Origin of the sequence: Bradyrhizobium sp. AZCC 1577, from assembly GCF_036924575.1 — a bacterium.
GTDB lineage: Bacteria > Pseudomonadota > Alphaproteobacteria > Rhizobiales > Xanthobacteraceae > Bradyrhizobium.
This window is the reverse complement of the sequence record NZ_JAZHRQ010000001.1, coordinates 4,635,581-4,651,603: the sequence shown is the minus strand read 5'-3', so window position 1 is coordinate 4,651,603 and position 16,023 is coordinate 4,635,581. Positions and strand designations below refer to the sequence as shown.

Below are 16,023 nucleotides of genomic sequence, written 5' to 3'. Positions count from 1 at the left end.
CTATGGTAAAGCTTTCTTCGTGCGCATTTTCGAATCAGATACCTGCCCGTCTATGACCCGCTTCGGTCGTATCCGCCTGCGTGTGCTCGCGGGCATTGCCCTGGCGCTGGCTGTGACGCCGCTCGCGCCGGTCCACGAAACCAGAGCGGCCGAAAGCAACGCGCTGGCGATGCACGGTGCGCCTGCTCTTCCCGCCGGTTTCACGCATATGCCCTACGCCAATCCCGAAGCGCCGAAGGGCGGACGGCTGGTCTGGGGCGCCTTGGGAACCTTCGACAGCCTCAACCCCCTGATCGTCCGCGGCCTCGCGGTTCAGCAGATCAGGGGCTTTGTGGTCGAGAGTCTGATGGCGCGCGGCAACGATGAGGCTTTCACGCTCTATGGCTTGCTGGCCAAAACCGTCGAGACCGACGACGCGCGCAGCTACGTCTCGTTCCACCTCGACCCGCGGGCGCGCTTCGCCGACGGCAAGCCAGTCACGGCGGAGGACGTCCTGTTTTCGTGGGCCTTGCTGCGCGACAAGGGGCGCCCCAATCACCGCCAGTATTATTCCAAAGTGGTAAAGGCCGAAGCACCCGATCCGCTCACCGTGCGGTTCGATTTCGGCGGCGGCAACGACCGCGAGCTGCCGCTGATCCTCGGGCTGATGCCCGTCTTGCCGAAGCATGCGGTCGATCCGGCAACGTTCGAGGAAACCACGATGACCGGACCAGTCGGTTCCGGCCCCTATCGCGTCACCGCCGTTAAGCCCGGCGCCAGCGTCACGCTGACCCGCAATCCCGACTATTGGGGCCGCGACCTGCCGGTGAATCGCGGATTGTGGAACTTCGACGAGATCAGGCTCGACTTCTATCGCGAGTCCAACGGCCAGTTCGAGGCATTCAAGCGTAGCCTCTATGACTTTCGCGCCGAGCACGAGCCGCTGCGCTGGCATGACGGTTACGATTTTCCGGCCGCTCGCAACGGCGAAGTGATCCGCGATACCATCAAGACCGGAATGCCGCAGCCCTCGGAATTCCTGGTGTTCAACACGCGGCGTCCGGTGTTTTCAGACATCCGCGTGCGGCAGGCCCTGACGCTGCTGTTCGATTTCGAGTGGGTCAACCGCAATTACTTTTTCGGACTCTATGCGCGTGCGGCGGGCTTCTTCGCAGGGTCCGAACTATCCGCCTACGCCCGCCCGGCCGACGAGCGCGAGCGCGAACTCTTGAAGCCGTTCGCGGCACGGATCCGGCCGGATATTCTCGATGGCACGTACCGCCTGCCCGTCACCGACGGATCGGGCCGCGATCGCACGACGCTGCGCAGCGCGCTCAAATTGCTGTCGGAAGCCGGCTACGATCTCGATGGGGCCGTGCTGCGGCAGCGTTCGTCCAGGACGCCGCTCACCTTCGAAATCCTGGTGACGACGCGCGACCAGGAGCGGATTGCGCTTTCCTATCAGCGCGACCTCAAGCGCGCCGGCATCGAGGCCAGCGTCCGCGCGGTCGACCCCGTGCAGTTCGACCAGCGCCGGCTGAGCTACGAGTTCGATATGCTGCAGAACCGCTGGGACCAGTCGCTATCCCCCGGCAACGAGCAGTCCTTCTACTGGGGCAGCCAGGCCGCCGACATTCCCGGCACCCGGAATTACATGGGGGCCAAGGAGCCCGCGATCGATGCCATGATCGCTGCCCTGCTCGAGGCGCGCGAACGTCCGCCTTTCGTCTCCGCGGTGCGGGCCCTCGACCGCGTCCTGATGTCGGGCTTCTACGCAATTCCAGTGTTTAACGTGCAGGAGCAATGGATTGCGCGGTGGAATCGGATAGAACAACCTACAGCGACCGCGTTGACGGGCTATCTGCCGGAAACCTGGTGGCAGAAGCCGGAAATGAAGTGAGCCCGCCAAGCGATCCAACCTCCGTGACAGAGCCGAAGTAACGCCGTGACCCAGCCCACCGCTTCGCCAACGCTCGATACGTTGTTCAAACGGAACCTGGCACGGCAGCCGGACGCGCTGGCGCTGGTCGATCCCCCCAACAAGCAGCGCATCACCGGCCAGCCGCCGAAGCGTCTTACCTTCGCGCAGGCCGACCGTATGATCTCGTCGCTGGCCGCGCACTTCATTGAATCCGGCTTGCCGTCCAATTCCGTGATCGCGGTTCAATTGCCGAACACCATCGAATTCGCGCTCACCGTGCTCGCCGCTTTCCGCGCCGGCCTCGTCGTCGCGGTGCTGCCGCTGCTCTGGCGGCAGTCGGAATTGACCATGGCGCTCAACCGCACCGCCGCGCGAGCGATCGTGACCTCGGGCAAGGTCGACGGCGTGATCTACTCGGATCTCGCCATGAACGCTGCTGCCGAAGCGTTCTCGATCCGCCATGTCTGCGGCTTCGGCGGCGAGCTGCCCGAAGGCATGGCCTCGCTCGACAACGCCATCTTCCGGGAATCCCCGACCACGCGGGCCGTGGTCCAGGACGGCCGCAAGGCGGCGCTGATTTCCTTCGATGTCACCGCGGACGGTTTTCGGCCGGTCCCGCGCGCCCATCTCGGCCTGATTGCGGGCGGCCTTGCCATGTCGCTCGAAAGCGACTTGCCGCAGGGCGCAACGATCCTATCGGCCTTCTCGCCGATGTCATTTGCCGGCCTCGCCTCGTCGCTGGCGATCTGGCTGCTGTCGGGCGGAACACTGGTGTTGCACCATCCGTTCGACGACGAGGTGCTCGAACAGCAGATCAACGAGCAGGCCTGCGACACGCTGATCGCACCTGCCCAACTGGCGCTGCGGCTGGACGAACTGGACCTCGGCGCGCGGATGCCGAGCCTGCGCAACGTCATCGGCCTGTGGCGGACCCCGGAGCAGGTCGGCTCCAGCGCGGGCTGGGCCGCGCAACAGGCGACGCTGACGGATGTCTATCTATTCGGCGAGGCCGGATTGTTCGGTGCCCGCCGGATCGCGGAAGACGGCTCCCCGGCCCTGATCAAGCCGGGCCCCCACGGGGCGCCGCGCGACCTGCCGGGATCGTCGATCGCGGGCGAGATATTGCTGACGCCGCGCGGCACGTTGGGACTGCGCGGGCCGATGGTGCCGGTCGCGGCCTATGCGCCGCCTCCACCGCCGAGCGATTCCCTGATCGCGGCGCCGCCGCGCGACTACGTCGATACGGATTACGCGGCGCGGCTCGACCGCGTGACCGGCGCGGTCAATATCACCGCGCCGCCGTCCGGCGTGATCGCTGTCGGCGGCTACCGGTTCCTGGCGCAGGACCTGCAGGAGTGGGCGCGCCGGCTCGGTCAGGGCGCGCTGCTGACCGCGCTGCCGGACCGCCTCAGCGGCCACCGGCTCGCCGGCCGTGCGCTCGACAATGCCCGCGCCCGAGACGCGCTGACAGAACTCGGACTTAACCCGTTGATGGTGGAAGCATTTCGGGATCGGAGCAACGCCGCCTGAGAGACCGCTGGCGGGGCGCCCGTTGACGCCGCATTAAGCGCGGCAAACTAGGATCGTAGCTTCCTATTGCCCGCCTGATCCGAGTTCTCAGATGTCCCAGCAAGGTCCGATCCTCGTCGTATCGACGGCGAAACCGCCTTCCTTTGCCGCCACGCTCGATGTCGCGCGACTGTTTCCGGTGGTCGAGAGCGGGTGGACGGATGCGGCGCGCGCGGTCGAGCAGGTGCAACCGGCGGCCGTACTGGCCGAAACCTCCGGCACCAATGCAGCCGGACTGGCGGAGCTGGCCATGCGGGTCGCGGCGCTGTCGGTCGCGCTTGGCGAGCGCACCGGCGTGGTCGGGGCGCTTTCGATCGAAGCGGCAGCGAAGCATCTCAACGTCAGGGACATCGACGGCATCGTGCTCGGCGAAGGATTCAGCCTGCGCGTGGTCGATGCCTTCCTCACCGTGCTGACTGAGGACGCCCGTTTCCGCAATCTTCCCGTCGTCGTGGCGGCGGGCGATCTGGCGCCGGCCTATGATTTGCCAAACCTCGAGATCGTCTCCGGCGACGCCGTCCAGGTGGCAGCGATTGGGCTGCCGCTGATCCGCCAGCACGCCTTTGAAGCGCATCTGAGCCGCACGCTGAAGGCCATCGACGCCGACGGCCTGATCGACGCACAGACCGGTCTGCTCACCCCGGAGGCCTTCGAGCGCGACTTTGCCAGCGCCATCTACCAGACCCAGCAACGCGGCGGCGGATTGTCGGTGGCGCGCTTTGCGTTCGATCCCGCACACCCCCGCGCGCAATTCGACGGCGCGCGGATTATCAGCCGCCTGATGCGACAAATGGATTTCGGCGCCGCACAGGACGACGGCTCGGTTGTCGTGGTGTTTGCCGAGGCCGACCTGAAGTCGGCTCACGCCATCGCGCGGCGGCTGTCGAGCGTGATGCGCCATACCAGCCACGGCCAGCGCGACGCACGGTCGGAGCCAACCGTGACGGTCGCAACGCTGCTGCCGAACGATTCCGTGAAATCGCTGCGGTCACGGCTCCAGGAAGACGCGCAACGGGCAGCGTCTTAGAGCACCATATCTATCCCCGTCATTGCGAGCGAAGCGAAGCAATCCATCTCTCCGCATATACGGTGGGTATGGATTGCTTCGTCGCTTTGCTCCTCGCAATGACGGGGAGGGATCGACGCGTTTCACGCCGCTTTTTTGCTCTCCGCGAGATTGGCGAGCTGCCGCAAGATCTCGGTCGTACCCATCAGCCGCTCCTCAGGCGTCTTCCATTGCTGCAGGAACACCACCTTCATATCCGGCCGCACCTTCGCGGCCTGGCCGTGCTGACGGATAAAGGCGACGAGGCGATCCGGCTGGGCAAAGCTATTGTCGCGGAACGAGATCACGGCGCCCTTCGGACCGGCGTCGACCTTCTCGACATTGGCGCGGCGGCAGTAGGCCTTGATGGCCGCGACCTTGAAGAGATAGCGAACCTCGTCCGGCAGCACGCCGAAACGGTCGCGCATCTCGGCGGCAAAATTGTCGATCTCCTCGTCGGTGTCGAGATCGGCGAGCCGACGGTACAGCGACAGCCGCACCGAAAGATCGTTGACGTAATCCTCGGGGATTAGCACCGGCATGCCGATGGTGATCTGCGGCGACCAGCGATCGGCGGCGGGTTCAGCCACGCCGGCCTTGAGGTTGAGGATCGCCTCCTCCAGCATCGATTGATAGAGCTCGAAGCCGACTTCCTTGATGTGGCCGGATTGTTCTTCTCCGAGCAGATTGCCGGCGCCGCGGATGTCGAGGTCGTGAGATGCGAGCTGAAAGCCCGCGCCCAGTGTTTCCAGCGACTGCAGCACCTTAAGCCGCCGCTCGGCCTGGGCTGTAATCTTCTGCTGCGCCGGCAGCGTGAACAGCGCGTAAGCGCGCAGCTTCGAGCGCCCCACCCGCCCGCGCAACTGATAGAGCTGCGCAAGCCCGAACATGTCGGCGCGATGCACGATCAGCGTATTGGCGTTCGGGATGTCGAGGCCGGACTCGATGATGGTGGTCGAAAGCAGGATGTCGTACTTGCCGTCATAGAAGGCCGATATGATGTCCTCGATCACGGTCGGCGGCATCTGGCCATGCGCAACCGCGACCTTCATCTCCGGCACGTTCTTGTCGAGGAAGTCCTTGACGCCGGCAAGGTCCTCGATCCGCGGCACGACGTAGAACGCCTGCCCGCCGCGGTAGCGTTCGCGCAGCAGCGCCTCGCGGATCATCAGGGGATCGTGCGGCGCCACGAAGGTGCGCACCGCGAGGCGATCGACCGGGGGTGACGCGATAATCGAAAGATCGCGCACGCCGGTCAGCGCAAGCTGCAGCGTCCGCGGGATGGGCGTCGCGCTCAGCGTCAAGACATGCACCTGCGCCCGCAACTGTTTCAGCTTTTCCTTGTGGCTGACGCCAAAGTGCTGCTCCTCGTCGACAATCAAAAGGCCCAGATCGCGGAACTTGATCGACTTGCCGAGCAGCGCATGGGTGCCGACCACGATGTCGACATTGCCTTCGGCAAGCCCCTTCTTGACCTGCGTCAGCTCCTTGGCCGGGATCAGCCGGGACGCCTGCGCGACATTGACTGGGAAACCTCTGAAGCGTTCGGCAAAATTCTTGCTGTGCTGACGGGCGAGCAGCGTGGTCGGCACGACGACGGCGACCTGCTTGCCTTCGAGCGCGACAGCGAATGCCGCGCGCAACGCCACCTCAGTCTTGCCGAAGCCGACGTCGCCGCAAATCAGCCGGTCCATGGGACGGCCAGTTTCAAGGTCTTTCAGCGTGGATGTGATGGCGCCAAGCTGATCCTCGGTCTCCTCATAAGGGAAGCGCGCACAGAATTCGTCATAGACATGCGGCTGCACCGGCATTTTCGGCGCTTCGTGCAGTTGCCGCTCGGCTGCGATCTTGATCAGTTCGCCGGCAATCTCGCGGATCCGGTTCTTCAGCTTGGCCTTGCGCGCCTGCCAACCGCCGCCACCCAGCCGGTCCAATTCGACATTGGTGTGGTCAGAGCCGTACCGCGACAACAGCTCGATGTTCTCGACCGGCAGGAACAGCTTTGTTTCAGCGGCATAATGCAGTTCGAGACAGTCGTGCGGCGCTCCGCCCACCTCGATCGTCTGCAAGCCGACAAAGCGCCCGATGCCGTGCTCGACATGCACCACGAGATCGCCGGTCGAAAGGCTCGTGACTTCCGAGATGAAATTGTCGAGCTTGCGGCTTGATTTGCGCTGGCGCACCAGGCGGTCGCCGAGGATGTCCTGCTCGCTGATGACGGCGAATTCGTCGGTCTCGAAACCGCTCTCCATGCCGACCACCGCCAGCATGGCCTCGTTGCGCGGCGTCGCCTGCACGGTACGCCAGGCGTTGACGGTGGTGATATTGGCGAGCTTGTGGTCCCGCAGCATGCTGGCCATGCGGTCGCGCGAGCCTTCGCTCCACAGCGCGATCACCACCTTCTTGCGCTGCGCCTGCAATGCCAGCACATGCGCCACGACGGCTTCGAACACGTTGACGGAAGTGTCGGCCCGCTCGGGCGTGAAATTGCGGCCCTGCCTCGCGCCGGCGTCGAATAAGTCGCCAGTGCCCTCAGGCACGGCAAACGGCGTCAGCCGCGCCACCGCGGCGTCGCTCAGCCGCGTCGTCCACTCCGCTTCCGTCAGATAGAGCCGATCCGGAGGTAACGGCTTGTAGATCGCACCCGATCCGGGATGCTCCAGCGCCTCGCGCCTGGCCTCGTAATAGTCTGCGATCTGCTTGAAGCGTTCGCGTGCGGCGTCCTCGCCTTGCGGTTCGATCGCGATCGGCGCACCGTCGAGATAATCGAACAGCGTATCCATCCGCTCCTGGAACAGCGGCAGCCAGTGCTCCATGCCAGGATGGCGGCGGCCCTCACTGACGGCCTCATAGAGCGGATCGTCGCGCTCGGGCGCGCCGAAGGCCGCGACATAGCCCATGCGAAAGCGGCGGATGGTTTCGGTGACGAGCTGGAATTCCGAGATCGGCACTAGGTCGAGCGCGCGCATGTCGAGCAGCGTGCGCTGAGTTTCCGCATCGAAGGTGCGGATCGATTCGAGGGAGTCGCCGAAGAAGTCGAACCGCACCGGCTGGTCGAGCCCGGCCGGAAACAGATCGAGGATGCCGCCGCGCACGGCGTACTCGCCGGGCTCGCGCACGGTCGAGGAGCGGTTGTAGCCATTGTGCTCCAGCCAGGCGACGATCGAATCCATCGGTACGACATGGCCGGGCGCGACCGACAGCGCCTGCGCCGCTACCTCGCGCGCGGGCACGCGCTGCACGATGGCGTTGACCGTCGTCAGCACGATCAGCGGCTTGTCGCTGCCCCGCAGGCGCGATAGCCGCGCCAGCGTCGTCAGCCGCTGCGCCAGGATGCCGCCATGCGGCGACACCCGGTCATACGGCTGGCAGTCCCAGGCCGGAAACTGCATCACGGGCAAATCAGGGGCGAAAAATTCCAGCGCCCGTGCCAGTTGTTGCATGCGCGGACCATCGCGGCAGACCACGGCAAGGCTGACCGCTGGCGGTTTCGGCTTGGCCGCGACCGCACGCGCGAGGTCGGAGACGACAAGCCCCTCCGCGCCCTCGGCGACATTGGCAAACGTCAGTGCGCGGCCGGGTGCCAGCAGCGCGGCGGGCGATTTGACGGGCGCCTTCACGCGTGGTGATCCACGGCGCGAAACGCCTTGATACGGTCGAACAGCGCGGTCGCATATTCCGGATCGAGTGGCTTGTCGCCGGTCAGCGCGGCATAGAGGTCGGGATCGGGCACCTCGATCAGGCGCTCCAGCTCGGTCAACTCGTCATCGCGCATGCCCGATATCTCGGCATCGGCAAAGCGCCCGAGGATGAGGTCCATCTCACGGGTGCCGCGATGCCAGCAGCGAAATAGAAGCCGCTTGCGGCGGTCATCGAGGCCACCGCTCGATCGTGTCGTACCCGTCATTTCCCTGGTCCCATCCGAACGCCAAACGCCCGGACGTGCCGGGCGGGGGTTGATATAGCGGTCGAGATGACGAATGTCAGCCCCAACAGTTCCGTGAATTACCACTACGTCGTCATTGCCGGGCTTGACCCGGCAATCCATCATCTTTTGAAGAGTGATGGATGCGCTATGTGCGACGAGAGACCTGATGCGCCCCGCCCTGCTCAATCCCTTGTTTGCGCCCGTTACGAGCCTGCCTGGCGTCGGGCCGAAGCAGGACAAGCTGCTGCGCTATCTCCTCAGCCGCGACGAGACCCCGCGGCTGGTCGATCTCTTGCTGCATCTCCCGGCCAGCGTGATCGACCGCCGGGCACGGCCGAAAATCCGCGAGGCTGTACCGGGAACCGTGGTGACGCTGGAGGTCACCATCGACCGTCACCGGCCGCCCCCGCCGCGCAATGCCCGGGCGCCCTACCTCGTCTATGCCTCTGACGATACGGGCGACGTGGTGCTGACGTTTTTTCGCGCCAAGCCCGGCTATGTCGAAAAGCTGCTGCCGGTCGGCGAGAAGCGCTACGTTTCCGGCACGCTGCAGATGTATGACGGCATCCCGCAGATCGTGCATCCCGACCGCGTCGTCGACGAAGCGGGATTTGCAAAACTCAGCGGTATCGATCCGGTCTATCCCCTGACCGAAGGCCTCGCGCTGGGTTCGCTGCGCCGGGCGATCGCGCAGGCGCTGCAGAAGTTGCCGGAACTGCCCGAATGGATCAGCCCGGAAGTGATCCGCCGCTGCAACTTTCCGCCGATTCGCCAAGCGCTCACCCGCGTGCATGTGCCGGTCGAACTCACGGACATTTTGCCTGACGGCCCGTTCTGGTCACGGCTCGCCTTCGACGAACTGCTCGCCGGCCAACTGGCACTGGCGCTGGTTCGCGCGCAATTGCGGCGTCCGGCCGGCGACCGCAACGCCGGCGACGGTCACCTGCGCCACAAGATCATCGATGCGCTGCCCTACGCGCTCACCGGCTCGCAGCGCGCGGCGGTCGCCGCCATCACCGAGGATTTGCTCCAGCCGGTGCGGATGTTGCGGCTGCTGCAGGGTGACGTCGGGTCCGGCAAGACGGTGGTGGCGCTGCTCGCCGCGGCCGCCGTGACCGAGGTCGGCAAGCAGGCCGCGCTGATGGCGCCGACCGAAATCCTCGCGCGCCAGCATATCAAGACAATCGCGCCGCTGGCCGAGCGCGCAGGTCTTCGTGTGGCGATCCTGACCGGCCGCGAAAAAGGCAAGGAGCGGCGTGAAATTCTGGCGCGGCTCGAAGCCGGCGAAATCGACTTTCTGGTCGGCACCCACGCGCTGATCCAGGACGACGTGATATTCAAGGCGCTGGCGCTCGCGGTGGTCGACGAGCAGCATCGCTTCGGCGTGCGCGAACGGCTCGCGCTCACCAACAAGGGCGAGGCCGTCGACGTGCTGGTCTTGAGCGCAACGCCGATCCCCCGCACGCTGGTACTCACCTATTTCGGCGACATGGACGTCTCCGAATTGCGCGAGAAACCGGCTGGCCGCCAGCCGATCGACACCCGCGCGGTTCCGGCCAGCCGCCTCGATGAAGTGGTCGATGCCGTCGGCCGCGCGCTGAAATCCGGCAAGCTGGTTTACTGGATCTGTCCGCTGGTCGAGGAATCCGAGGCCGAGGGCACCGAACATCTCACCAACGCCACCGAGCGTTTCGAGCGGCTGCAGAAGCGCTTCGGCGACCGCGTCGGGCTGGTGCATGGGCAGATGAAGGGTCCGGATAAGGATCGTGTGATGGCGCAGTTCGCCGCCCACGAGATCGGGCTCCTGGTTGCCACCACCGTGGTCGAGGTCGGCGTCGACGTCCCCGCCGCGACCATCATGGTGATCGAAAACGCCGAACGCTTCGGGCTCGCGCAATTGCACCAGCTCCGCGGCCGGATCGGCCGCGGATCGGAGTCCTCGACCTGCCTGTTGCTCTACAAGGAGCCGCTCGGTGAGATGTCGGCGGCACGGCTGAAGGTGATCCGGGAAACCACCGACGGCTTCCGGATTGCGGAAGAGGATCTCAAACTGCGCGGCGAAGGCGACGTGCTCGGCATCCGCCAGAGCGGCCTGCCCGGCTATCGCATCGCCCGCTCCGACGTGCACGGCCAGCTCATCACGCAGGCGCGCGACGAAGCGCTGCGCATCATGAAGGACAATCCGAAACTCAAGGGCGAGCGCGGCGAAGCGCTGCGCTGCCTGCTCTATCTGTATGAGCGCGATGAAGCGGTGCCGCTGATCGGCGCGGGATAACTCGTAACCGTGGCAATGCGGGTCCGGTAGTGCTCGGCGCCCTCGACGATCTTGTCGAGCAGCGCCTCCAGCGCCCAGAATTTCTCGCGGATATCGAAGGTGACGGCGCGGCTGTCGGTGCAGGAGAACGTGCCGAGGCGCTGGTGATAGAGCTTGGCAAGCTTCGGATAGCCCATCGGTTCGGCCATGGCCGACAGCGCGAGGTAGACGGAAAGCTCGTCCGCCAGCGCCGGATGATAGGCATGCTCGGTCATCAGCCACTTGTAGAGATCGGGATGAAAGTTCGTGAATACGCCGGTAAACCCGCGTGAGCCGGCTTTCATTGCCTCAAAGGCAATCGCCGCATTGGCATTGACGATGGAAAGCGGCGTGCCCCTGGTCAGCGTCACGCGGCGCTTCACCGTTGCGAGGTCGCAGGACACGTCTTTGAGGATGACGAAGCGGCCGGTGTTGGCGCAGAACGTCAGCTCGTCGTCGGTGAGCAGACGCCGATAGGGCGCCGGGCATTCGTACAGACCAAGGGGAATCTGCTTCGGCAGCCGATCGAGCAGCCAAGTCAGATCGTCGATGAACCTGCTCCCGCCCTCCTGCTTGGCGTCGAGCCGGTTGGTGACGAGCACCATGCCGTCAACTCCGGTCGCGGCAATCGCGGTCAATTCGGCAAGCTGGTCGTCCAGGCTTTCGCTGATGTGACCGGACGCAATCACCGGGACATGGCCGGCTGCGGCTTGTCTGACGAAAGCGGCGAGCGCAACCCGTTCGTCGAGAGTGAGAAACTGCATCTCGCTGGACTGGCAGACCGCAAACAGCGCGTCCGAACCATTGTCGATGTACCATTCCACCAGCCGGCCGAGGCCGGGATAGTCGATCTGGCCGCTTTCGGTAAACGGCGTGATCATCACCGGAATGATGCCTTCGATCTTCTTGGTCATGATGTCGGCGCCGCCCTACTCCACCTTCGCCTTCGCGGGAGCCGGCTTCAGCCCCGCAGCCGAATTCGCCACGCGCGCCGCGTTCGCCATGCCGGCCAGCGCGCCGTTACGCTTCTGCTGATCGGAGCCGGGCTGCACCACGCCGGCCGACATGATCAGCGTCGCCGCGTCTTCGGTCGTCATGTCGACTTCGATGATCTTGCTCTTCGGGACGTAGAAAAAGAAACCCGTGGTCGGGTTCGGCGCGCAGGGCAGGAACACCGAGATGTGCTCTTCCTGGCCGGGAAGCTGGCTTGCCACATTCGCACTCGGCGACTGCGAGATCAAAACGATCGACCACATGCCCGGCGAGGGAAATTCAACCAGGCCGACCTTGCGAAAGCTCGACCCCTTGCCCGAGAACAGCGTCTCGAACACCTGCTTCAGGCCGCGATAGATCGCGCGCACCACGGGCATGCGGCCGAGCAGCCGCTCGCCGAGATCGACCAGCGTCCGCCCGATCAAATTGGCGGTGAGGAACCCGAGCAGCGTCAGCGCCACCACGGCGACGATCAGTCCCGAACCGGGCAGACCGAACGGCAGGTAGGTTTCGGGACGGTAGACCGTCGGAACGAACGGGCGGACGAGGTTGTCGACCCAGTTCACGAACCACCAGGTCAGATAGAGCGTGATCGCGACCGGCCCTGCGACAATCAGTCCGGTCAGAAAATAGTTCCGGAAACGGGCCATTAGCCCGGCGTGGTGCGCCTCCGGCAGGGGTTCCTCCGGGGACGCGGGCGGGGGCAGTTCTTCGCGGTTCATCGTGGTTCCAGGTCAGGGCGGCCGAATTCGACATTCGGGCGCGACCGGACGCAAAACCGGGGTCCCACTTTTGCTGATCGCGCCTATGCCAGCTAAGCCATCTTAGCAGGTTTTTGAAGGGCCAGCGTGACAGCGGATGGTCTTGACTATTCGACCGTTACCGATTTCGCGAGATTTCGCGGCTGATCCACGTCGGTGCCCATCACCACGGCGGTATGATAGGCCAAAAGCTGCACCGGGATGGCGTAGACCATCGGGGTGAACGCCGACGCCATGTCGGGCAGCACGATCGTGACCAGCGAGTCGACGGTGGCTTCCGCCGCGCCCTTGGCATCGGTCATCAGGATGATGTTGCCGCCGCGGGCCGCGACTTCCTGCATGTTGGAGACCGTCTTCTCGAACACCCGGTCGAACGGCGCGATCACCACCACCGGCATGTTCTCGTCGATCAGCGCGATCGGCCCGTGCTTGAGTTCGCCGGCGGCATAGCCCTCGGCGTGGATGTAGGAAATTTCCTTCAGCTTCAGCGCGCCTTCCAGCGCCATCGGGTAGCTGGTGCCGCGGCCGAGATAGAGCACGTCCTTCGATTTCGAGATGTCGCGCGCCAGTTTTTCGATCTGCGGTTCCAACGTCAGCGCCGCCGCCATCAGCCGCGGAATCTCGACGAGGCCGTGGACGAGCTTGGTCTCGTCTTCGTCAGACAATTCGCCGCGCGCCTTGCCGGCCGCAACCGCGAGCGAGGCCAGCACCATCAACTGGCAGGTGAAGGCCTTGGTCGAGGCGACGCCGATCTCGGGACCGGCCAGCGTCTGCAGCACGGTTTCGCTTTCGCGCGCAATCGTCGAGGTCGGCACGTTCACCACCGACAGGGTGTGAACGCCCTCGGCCTTGGCGTAGCGCAGCGCTGCCAGCGTGTCGGCGGTCTCGCCGGATTGCGAAATGAAGATCGCGAGATCGCCCTTGCGCAAGGGCGCCTCGCGGTAGCGGAATTCGGATGCGATATCGATTTCGACCGGAATGCGCGCCAGCCGTTCGAACCAGTATTTGGCTATATAGCCGGCATAGTTCGCGGTGCCGCAGGCCGTGATCGAAATGCGCTGGATGTCCTTGAAGTCGAACGGCAGCTTGACCGGCAACATGACGCGCTCGCTCGCCATGTCGATGTAACGTGCCAGCGTGTGGCCGACCACTTCGGGCTGCTCGTGGATTTCCTTGGCCATGAAGTGGCGGTAGTTCGCCTTGTCGACCAGCGAGGTCGAGGCGCTGTGCTTGACCGCGTCGCGGTGAACGATCGCGTTGGTCTTGTCGTAAATGGTCGCGCCCTTGCGCGTCAGCACCACCCAGTCGCCGTCTTCGAGGTAGCTGATCGTGTCGGTGAACGGCCCGAGCGCGATCGCATCCGACCCCAGATACATTTCGCCGTCGCCGTGACCGATCGCCAGCGGCGGGCCATTGCGGGCGCCGATCATCAGATCGTCGTCGCCTGAGAAGATGAACCCGAGCGCGAATGCGCCGCGCAGTTCCGACAGCGCCGCCCTCACCGCCTCGACCGGCTTGATGCCCTTCTGGAGAAAACTATCGACGAGGTGGAGAACGATTTCGGTGTCGGTTTCGGTCTTGAAGACCGCGCCCTTCTTCTCCAGCGCCTCGCGCAGCTCGCGAAAGTTCTCGATGATGCCGTTGTGGACCACGGCGACACGATCGGTCGCGTGCGGGTGTGCATTGTTCTCGGTCGGCTTGCCGTGCGTCGCCCAGCGGGTGTGCCCGATTCCGGTGTGCCCCTTCAGCGGTTCCGCATCCAGCCGCTTCTCGAGGTTCTTCAGCTTGCCCTCGGCCCGGCGGCGCGCGAGGTGATCGCCTTCCAGCGTGGCGACACCTGCGGAATCATAGCCGCGATATTCAAGCCGTTTGAGTGAGTCTACCAGAAGCTCCGCGACCGGAGCTTTCCCAAGAATGCCGACAATGCCGCACATGCGGTTCAATTTCCCCAAATCGACGAAATGCGTCGCAACCCGCTAATCTCTTACCGGCAATGGCGGGCAGACAGATACTCAATAATTGTTGCGTATTGAGACAGTCTTAAGCGGAAAGCTTAACAGCCGCCACCCAGGGATTACCCTGTCACATCCGCCTGGCCGACGGAATATGAGCCCGCGATCTCGCGGCATGAACTGCCCGAGGGTTGGCCTTGGTTCCCCCCGAGAAGGAGGAAGCAGGGAATGCCGGGTGCTTGCTGCACCCGCGGTCTCGTGTGCAATGGGTAGAAGGAAGCGCACACGAGCATACAGGTTCAGCGGAGGCAATCCGGCATTCCTTGCGCAATGGCTTTACGGCTTACTTCGCGCTCTCCGGAGACGAATTGCTCTTGTCTCCGTCACCAGCGGATTGAGATTTGTCTAAGCCCGGTCGGGCCGACGCATCTCCGCTGGCTTGACATCAGCCACGGATGCCAGAACCACACGACTTCGCCGTACGCAGCGCCCTCTACCGCCACTCCGATCGACGAAATGCCGTCCGAAGTTCTGGCGAAGGCCTTGAAACGCCGGTCGTCTGCGCAAACGTAAGATCACTCACGGGAGAACCCGCCCTGCGACCACGATCGCGCCCGACGCCGCTGCGTCCACCGCATCCAACCCCGCGTCCGTGACGATCGCGATACGCCCCTCTTGCCGGGGTGGATGGACGGATTGACGCGACCACCGGTGCAATTTGTGCAATATCACCGTAATTCCGCTGTCACCGTAATCCCGCGCAAAGACGCATCAGCGGGGCTCGGACTTTGGCGGCGGTGATGCTCATCGGGTTTTCATCGCCGCGCAGAACTGTTCCGTGACCGCCGTCGTTTCCTCGGTGACGTTCCAGCCGTTCGTCTCGGCGTTTTCCCTGGCCAACTTTTGCTCGGCCTGAAGCATCTTTTTGATTTGCGCGTACGGTTTCCAGTCGGCCTTGGACAGCTTGACAGGGGGCGCACCGCAGACGTTGTGGGCGATCGCTTTCTGCACACTGGTGCTGACGTCGCTCATGTGGCCCTCGACCACGGCGGTGAAGCGCGCCTTGGCGTATTGGCTGTTGGCTGTGATGAAGTCCTTGCAGAAGGCGACCCGTTGACCTCCGTCGCGGGCCTTGATGTAGGCCGTCTGCGTTTCGTAATGGACGCGGTAGGCGAGTTTGTTGGCGTTCGGGTCGGATTTCGCCGCTTCGAGCATGGCGCGGTGGTCACCCAAGGTGGCGTCATTGATCCTGAGGTCACATACTTTGGCGAGGGAGACGACCGGAACGTAGGCCCGCACCTTGGCTTCCAAGGCATCGTTGGCGTGCGCAACTAGTGCGAACAGGCTGGCGGCGATTGCGAAAGCAGCAAGGCAGCGTTTCATTGTTGACGTCCTCCACAAGCGGCTTGTGAGCGCGGTGGCCCAGCCGAGGAGTGTCCAGCCCAAGGCGAATTTCTTGGGCGACTGTCGAGCGCCCATCTTGGATCTGGATCATGCCGCTCCGCATCCGGACCGGATCGTCGGTCGCGCCCATCAATACCACGCCGCAATCCGCCATTGCTGGGCGAAAACTCGCCGGTCG

10 protein-coding genes are annotated in these 16,023 nt (G+C 64.4%); 4 read left to right on the top strand and 6 right to left on the bottom strand.

What is annotated here, in order from left to right:
• The first annotated feature begins 52 nt into the window (after positions 1-52).
• From V1278_RS22020 to V1278_RS22010, 3 genes are all read left to right on the top strand, one after another.
• Positions 53-1,879, top strand: a complete 1,827-nt coding sequence (locus V1278_RS22020; protein ID WP_334368907.1) for an extracellular solute-binding protein — start codon at positions 53-55, stop codon at positions 1,877-1,879.
• Positions 1,880-1,924: 45 nt separating this feature from the next.
• Positions 1,925-3,430 carry a class I adenylate-forming enzyme family protein gene (locus V1278_RS22015; protein WP_334382181.1) on the top strand — a complete coding sequence of 502 codons (1,506 nt, stop codon included), beginning with the start codon at positions 1,925-1,927 and terminating at the stop codon, positions 3,428-3,430.
• Positions 3,431-3,521: 91 nt separating this feature from the next.
• On the top strand, positions 3,522-4,496 hold the full coding sequence (locus V1278_RS22010; RefSeq protein ID WP_334382180.1) for a GGDEF domain-containing protein: 975 nt from the start codon (positions 3,522-3,524) through the stop codon (positions 4,494-4,496).
• 122 nt (positions 4,497-4,618) lie between these two features.
• Here V1278_RS22010 and mfd read toward each other — a convergent pair whose 3' ends face one another.
• Positions 4,619-8,134, bottom strand: coding sequence for a transcription-repair coupling factor (gene mfd, locus V1278_RS22005; RefSeq protein WP_334382179.1), 3,516 nt, complete (start codon positions 8,132-8,134; stop codon positions 4,619-4,621).
• Complete coding sequence (locus tag V1278_RS22000) at positions 8,131-8,421, bottom strand: FAD assembly factor SdhE (protein WP_334382178.1); 291 nt, start codon at positions 8,419-8,421, stop codon at positions 8,131-8,133. The genes mfd and V1278_RS22000 overlap by 4 nt, the downstream gene beginning before the upstream one ends.
• A gap of 187 nt (positions 8,422-8,608) precedes the next feature.
• Here V1278_RS22000 and recG point away from each other — a divergent pair, with 187 nt between their 5' ends.
• Complete coding sequence (gene recG, locus V1278_RS21995; RefSeq protein WP_334382177.1) at positions 8,609-10,717, top strand: ATP-dependent DNA helicase RecG; 2,109 nt, start codon at positions 8,609-8,611, stop codon at positions 10,715-10,717.
• On the opposite strand, the gene V1278_RS21990 is transcribed toward recG, so the two are convergent.
• The 4 genes from V1278_RS21990 to V1278_RS21975 form a co-directional block, all read right to left on the bottom strand.
• Positions 10,669-11,649: a dihydrodipicolinate synthase family protein gene (locus V1278_RS21990; protein WP_334382176.1), complete on the bottom strand. Its 981-nt coding sequence runs from the start codon at positions 11,647-11,649 to the stop codon at positions 10,669-10,671. The two genes, recG and V1278_RS21990, sit on opposite strands and share 49 nt — an antisense overlap.
• A 15-nt stretch (positions 11,650-11,664) precedes the next feature.
• Positions 11,665-12,450 carry a DUF502 domain-containing protein gene (locus tag V1278_RS21985; protein ID WP_334382175.1) on the bottom strand — a complete coding sequence of 262 codons (786 nt, stop codon included), beginning with the start codon at positions 12,448-12,450 and terminating at the stop codon, positions 11,665-11,667.
• A 146-nt stretch (positions 12,451-12,596) separates the two neighbouring features.
• Complete coding sequence (gene glmS, locus V1278_RS21980; RefSeq protein WP_334382174.1) at positions 12,597-14,423, bottom strand: glutamine--fructose-6-phosphate transaminase (isomerizing); 1,827 nt, start codon at positions 14,421-14,423, stop codon at positions 12,597-12,599.
• 822 nt (positions 14,424-15,245) lie between these two features.
• Positions 15,246-15,824, bottom strand: coding sequence for a hypothetical protein (locus V1278_RS21975; protein ID WP_334382173.1), 579 nt, complete (start codon positions 15,822-15,824; stop codon positions 15,246-15,248).
• Positions 15,825-16,023: the final 199 nt, after the last annotated feature.

What these genes read in the sequence shown, in the direction of transcription:
- V1278_RS22020 (WP_334368907.1), top strand. Translation starts at nt 53, where the DNA reads ATGACCCGCTTCGGTCGTATCCGCCTGCGTGTGCTCGCGGGCATTGCC.
- V1278_RS22010 (WP_334382180.1), top strand. Translation starts at nt 3,522, where the DNA reads ATGTCCCAGCAAGGTCCGATCCTCGTCGTATCGACGGCGAAACCGCCT.
- V1278_RS22000 (WP_334382178.1), bottom strand. Translation starts at nt 8,421, where the DNA reads ATGACGGGTACGACACGATCGAGCGGTGGCCTCGATGACCGCCGCAAG.
- recG (WP_334382177.1), top strand. Translation starts at nt 8,609, where the DNA reads ATGCGCCCCGCCCTGCTCAATCCCTTGTTTGCGCCCGTTACGAGCCTG.
- V1278_RS21990 (WP_334382176.1), bottom strand. Translation starts at nt 11,649, where the DNA reads ATGACCAAGAAGATCGAAGGCATCATTCCGGTGATGATCACGCCGTTT.
- V1278_RS21985 (WP_334382175.1), bottom strand. Translation starts at nt 12,450, where the DNA reads ATGAACCGCGAAGAACTGCCCCCGCCCGCGTCCCCGGAGGAACCCCTG.
- glmS (WP_334382174.1), bottom strand. Translation starts at nt 14,423, where the DNA reads ATGTGCGGCATTGTCGGCATTCTTGGGAAAGCTCCGGTCGCGGAGCTT.
- V1278_RS21975 (WP_334382173.1), bottom strand. Translation starts at nt 15,824, where the DNA reads ATGAAACGCTGCCTTGCTGCTTTCGCAATCGCCGCCAGCCTGTTCGCA.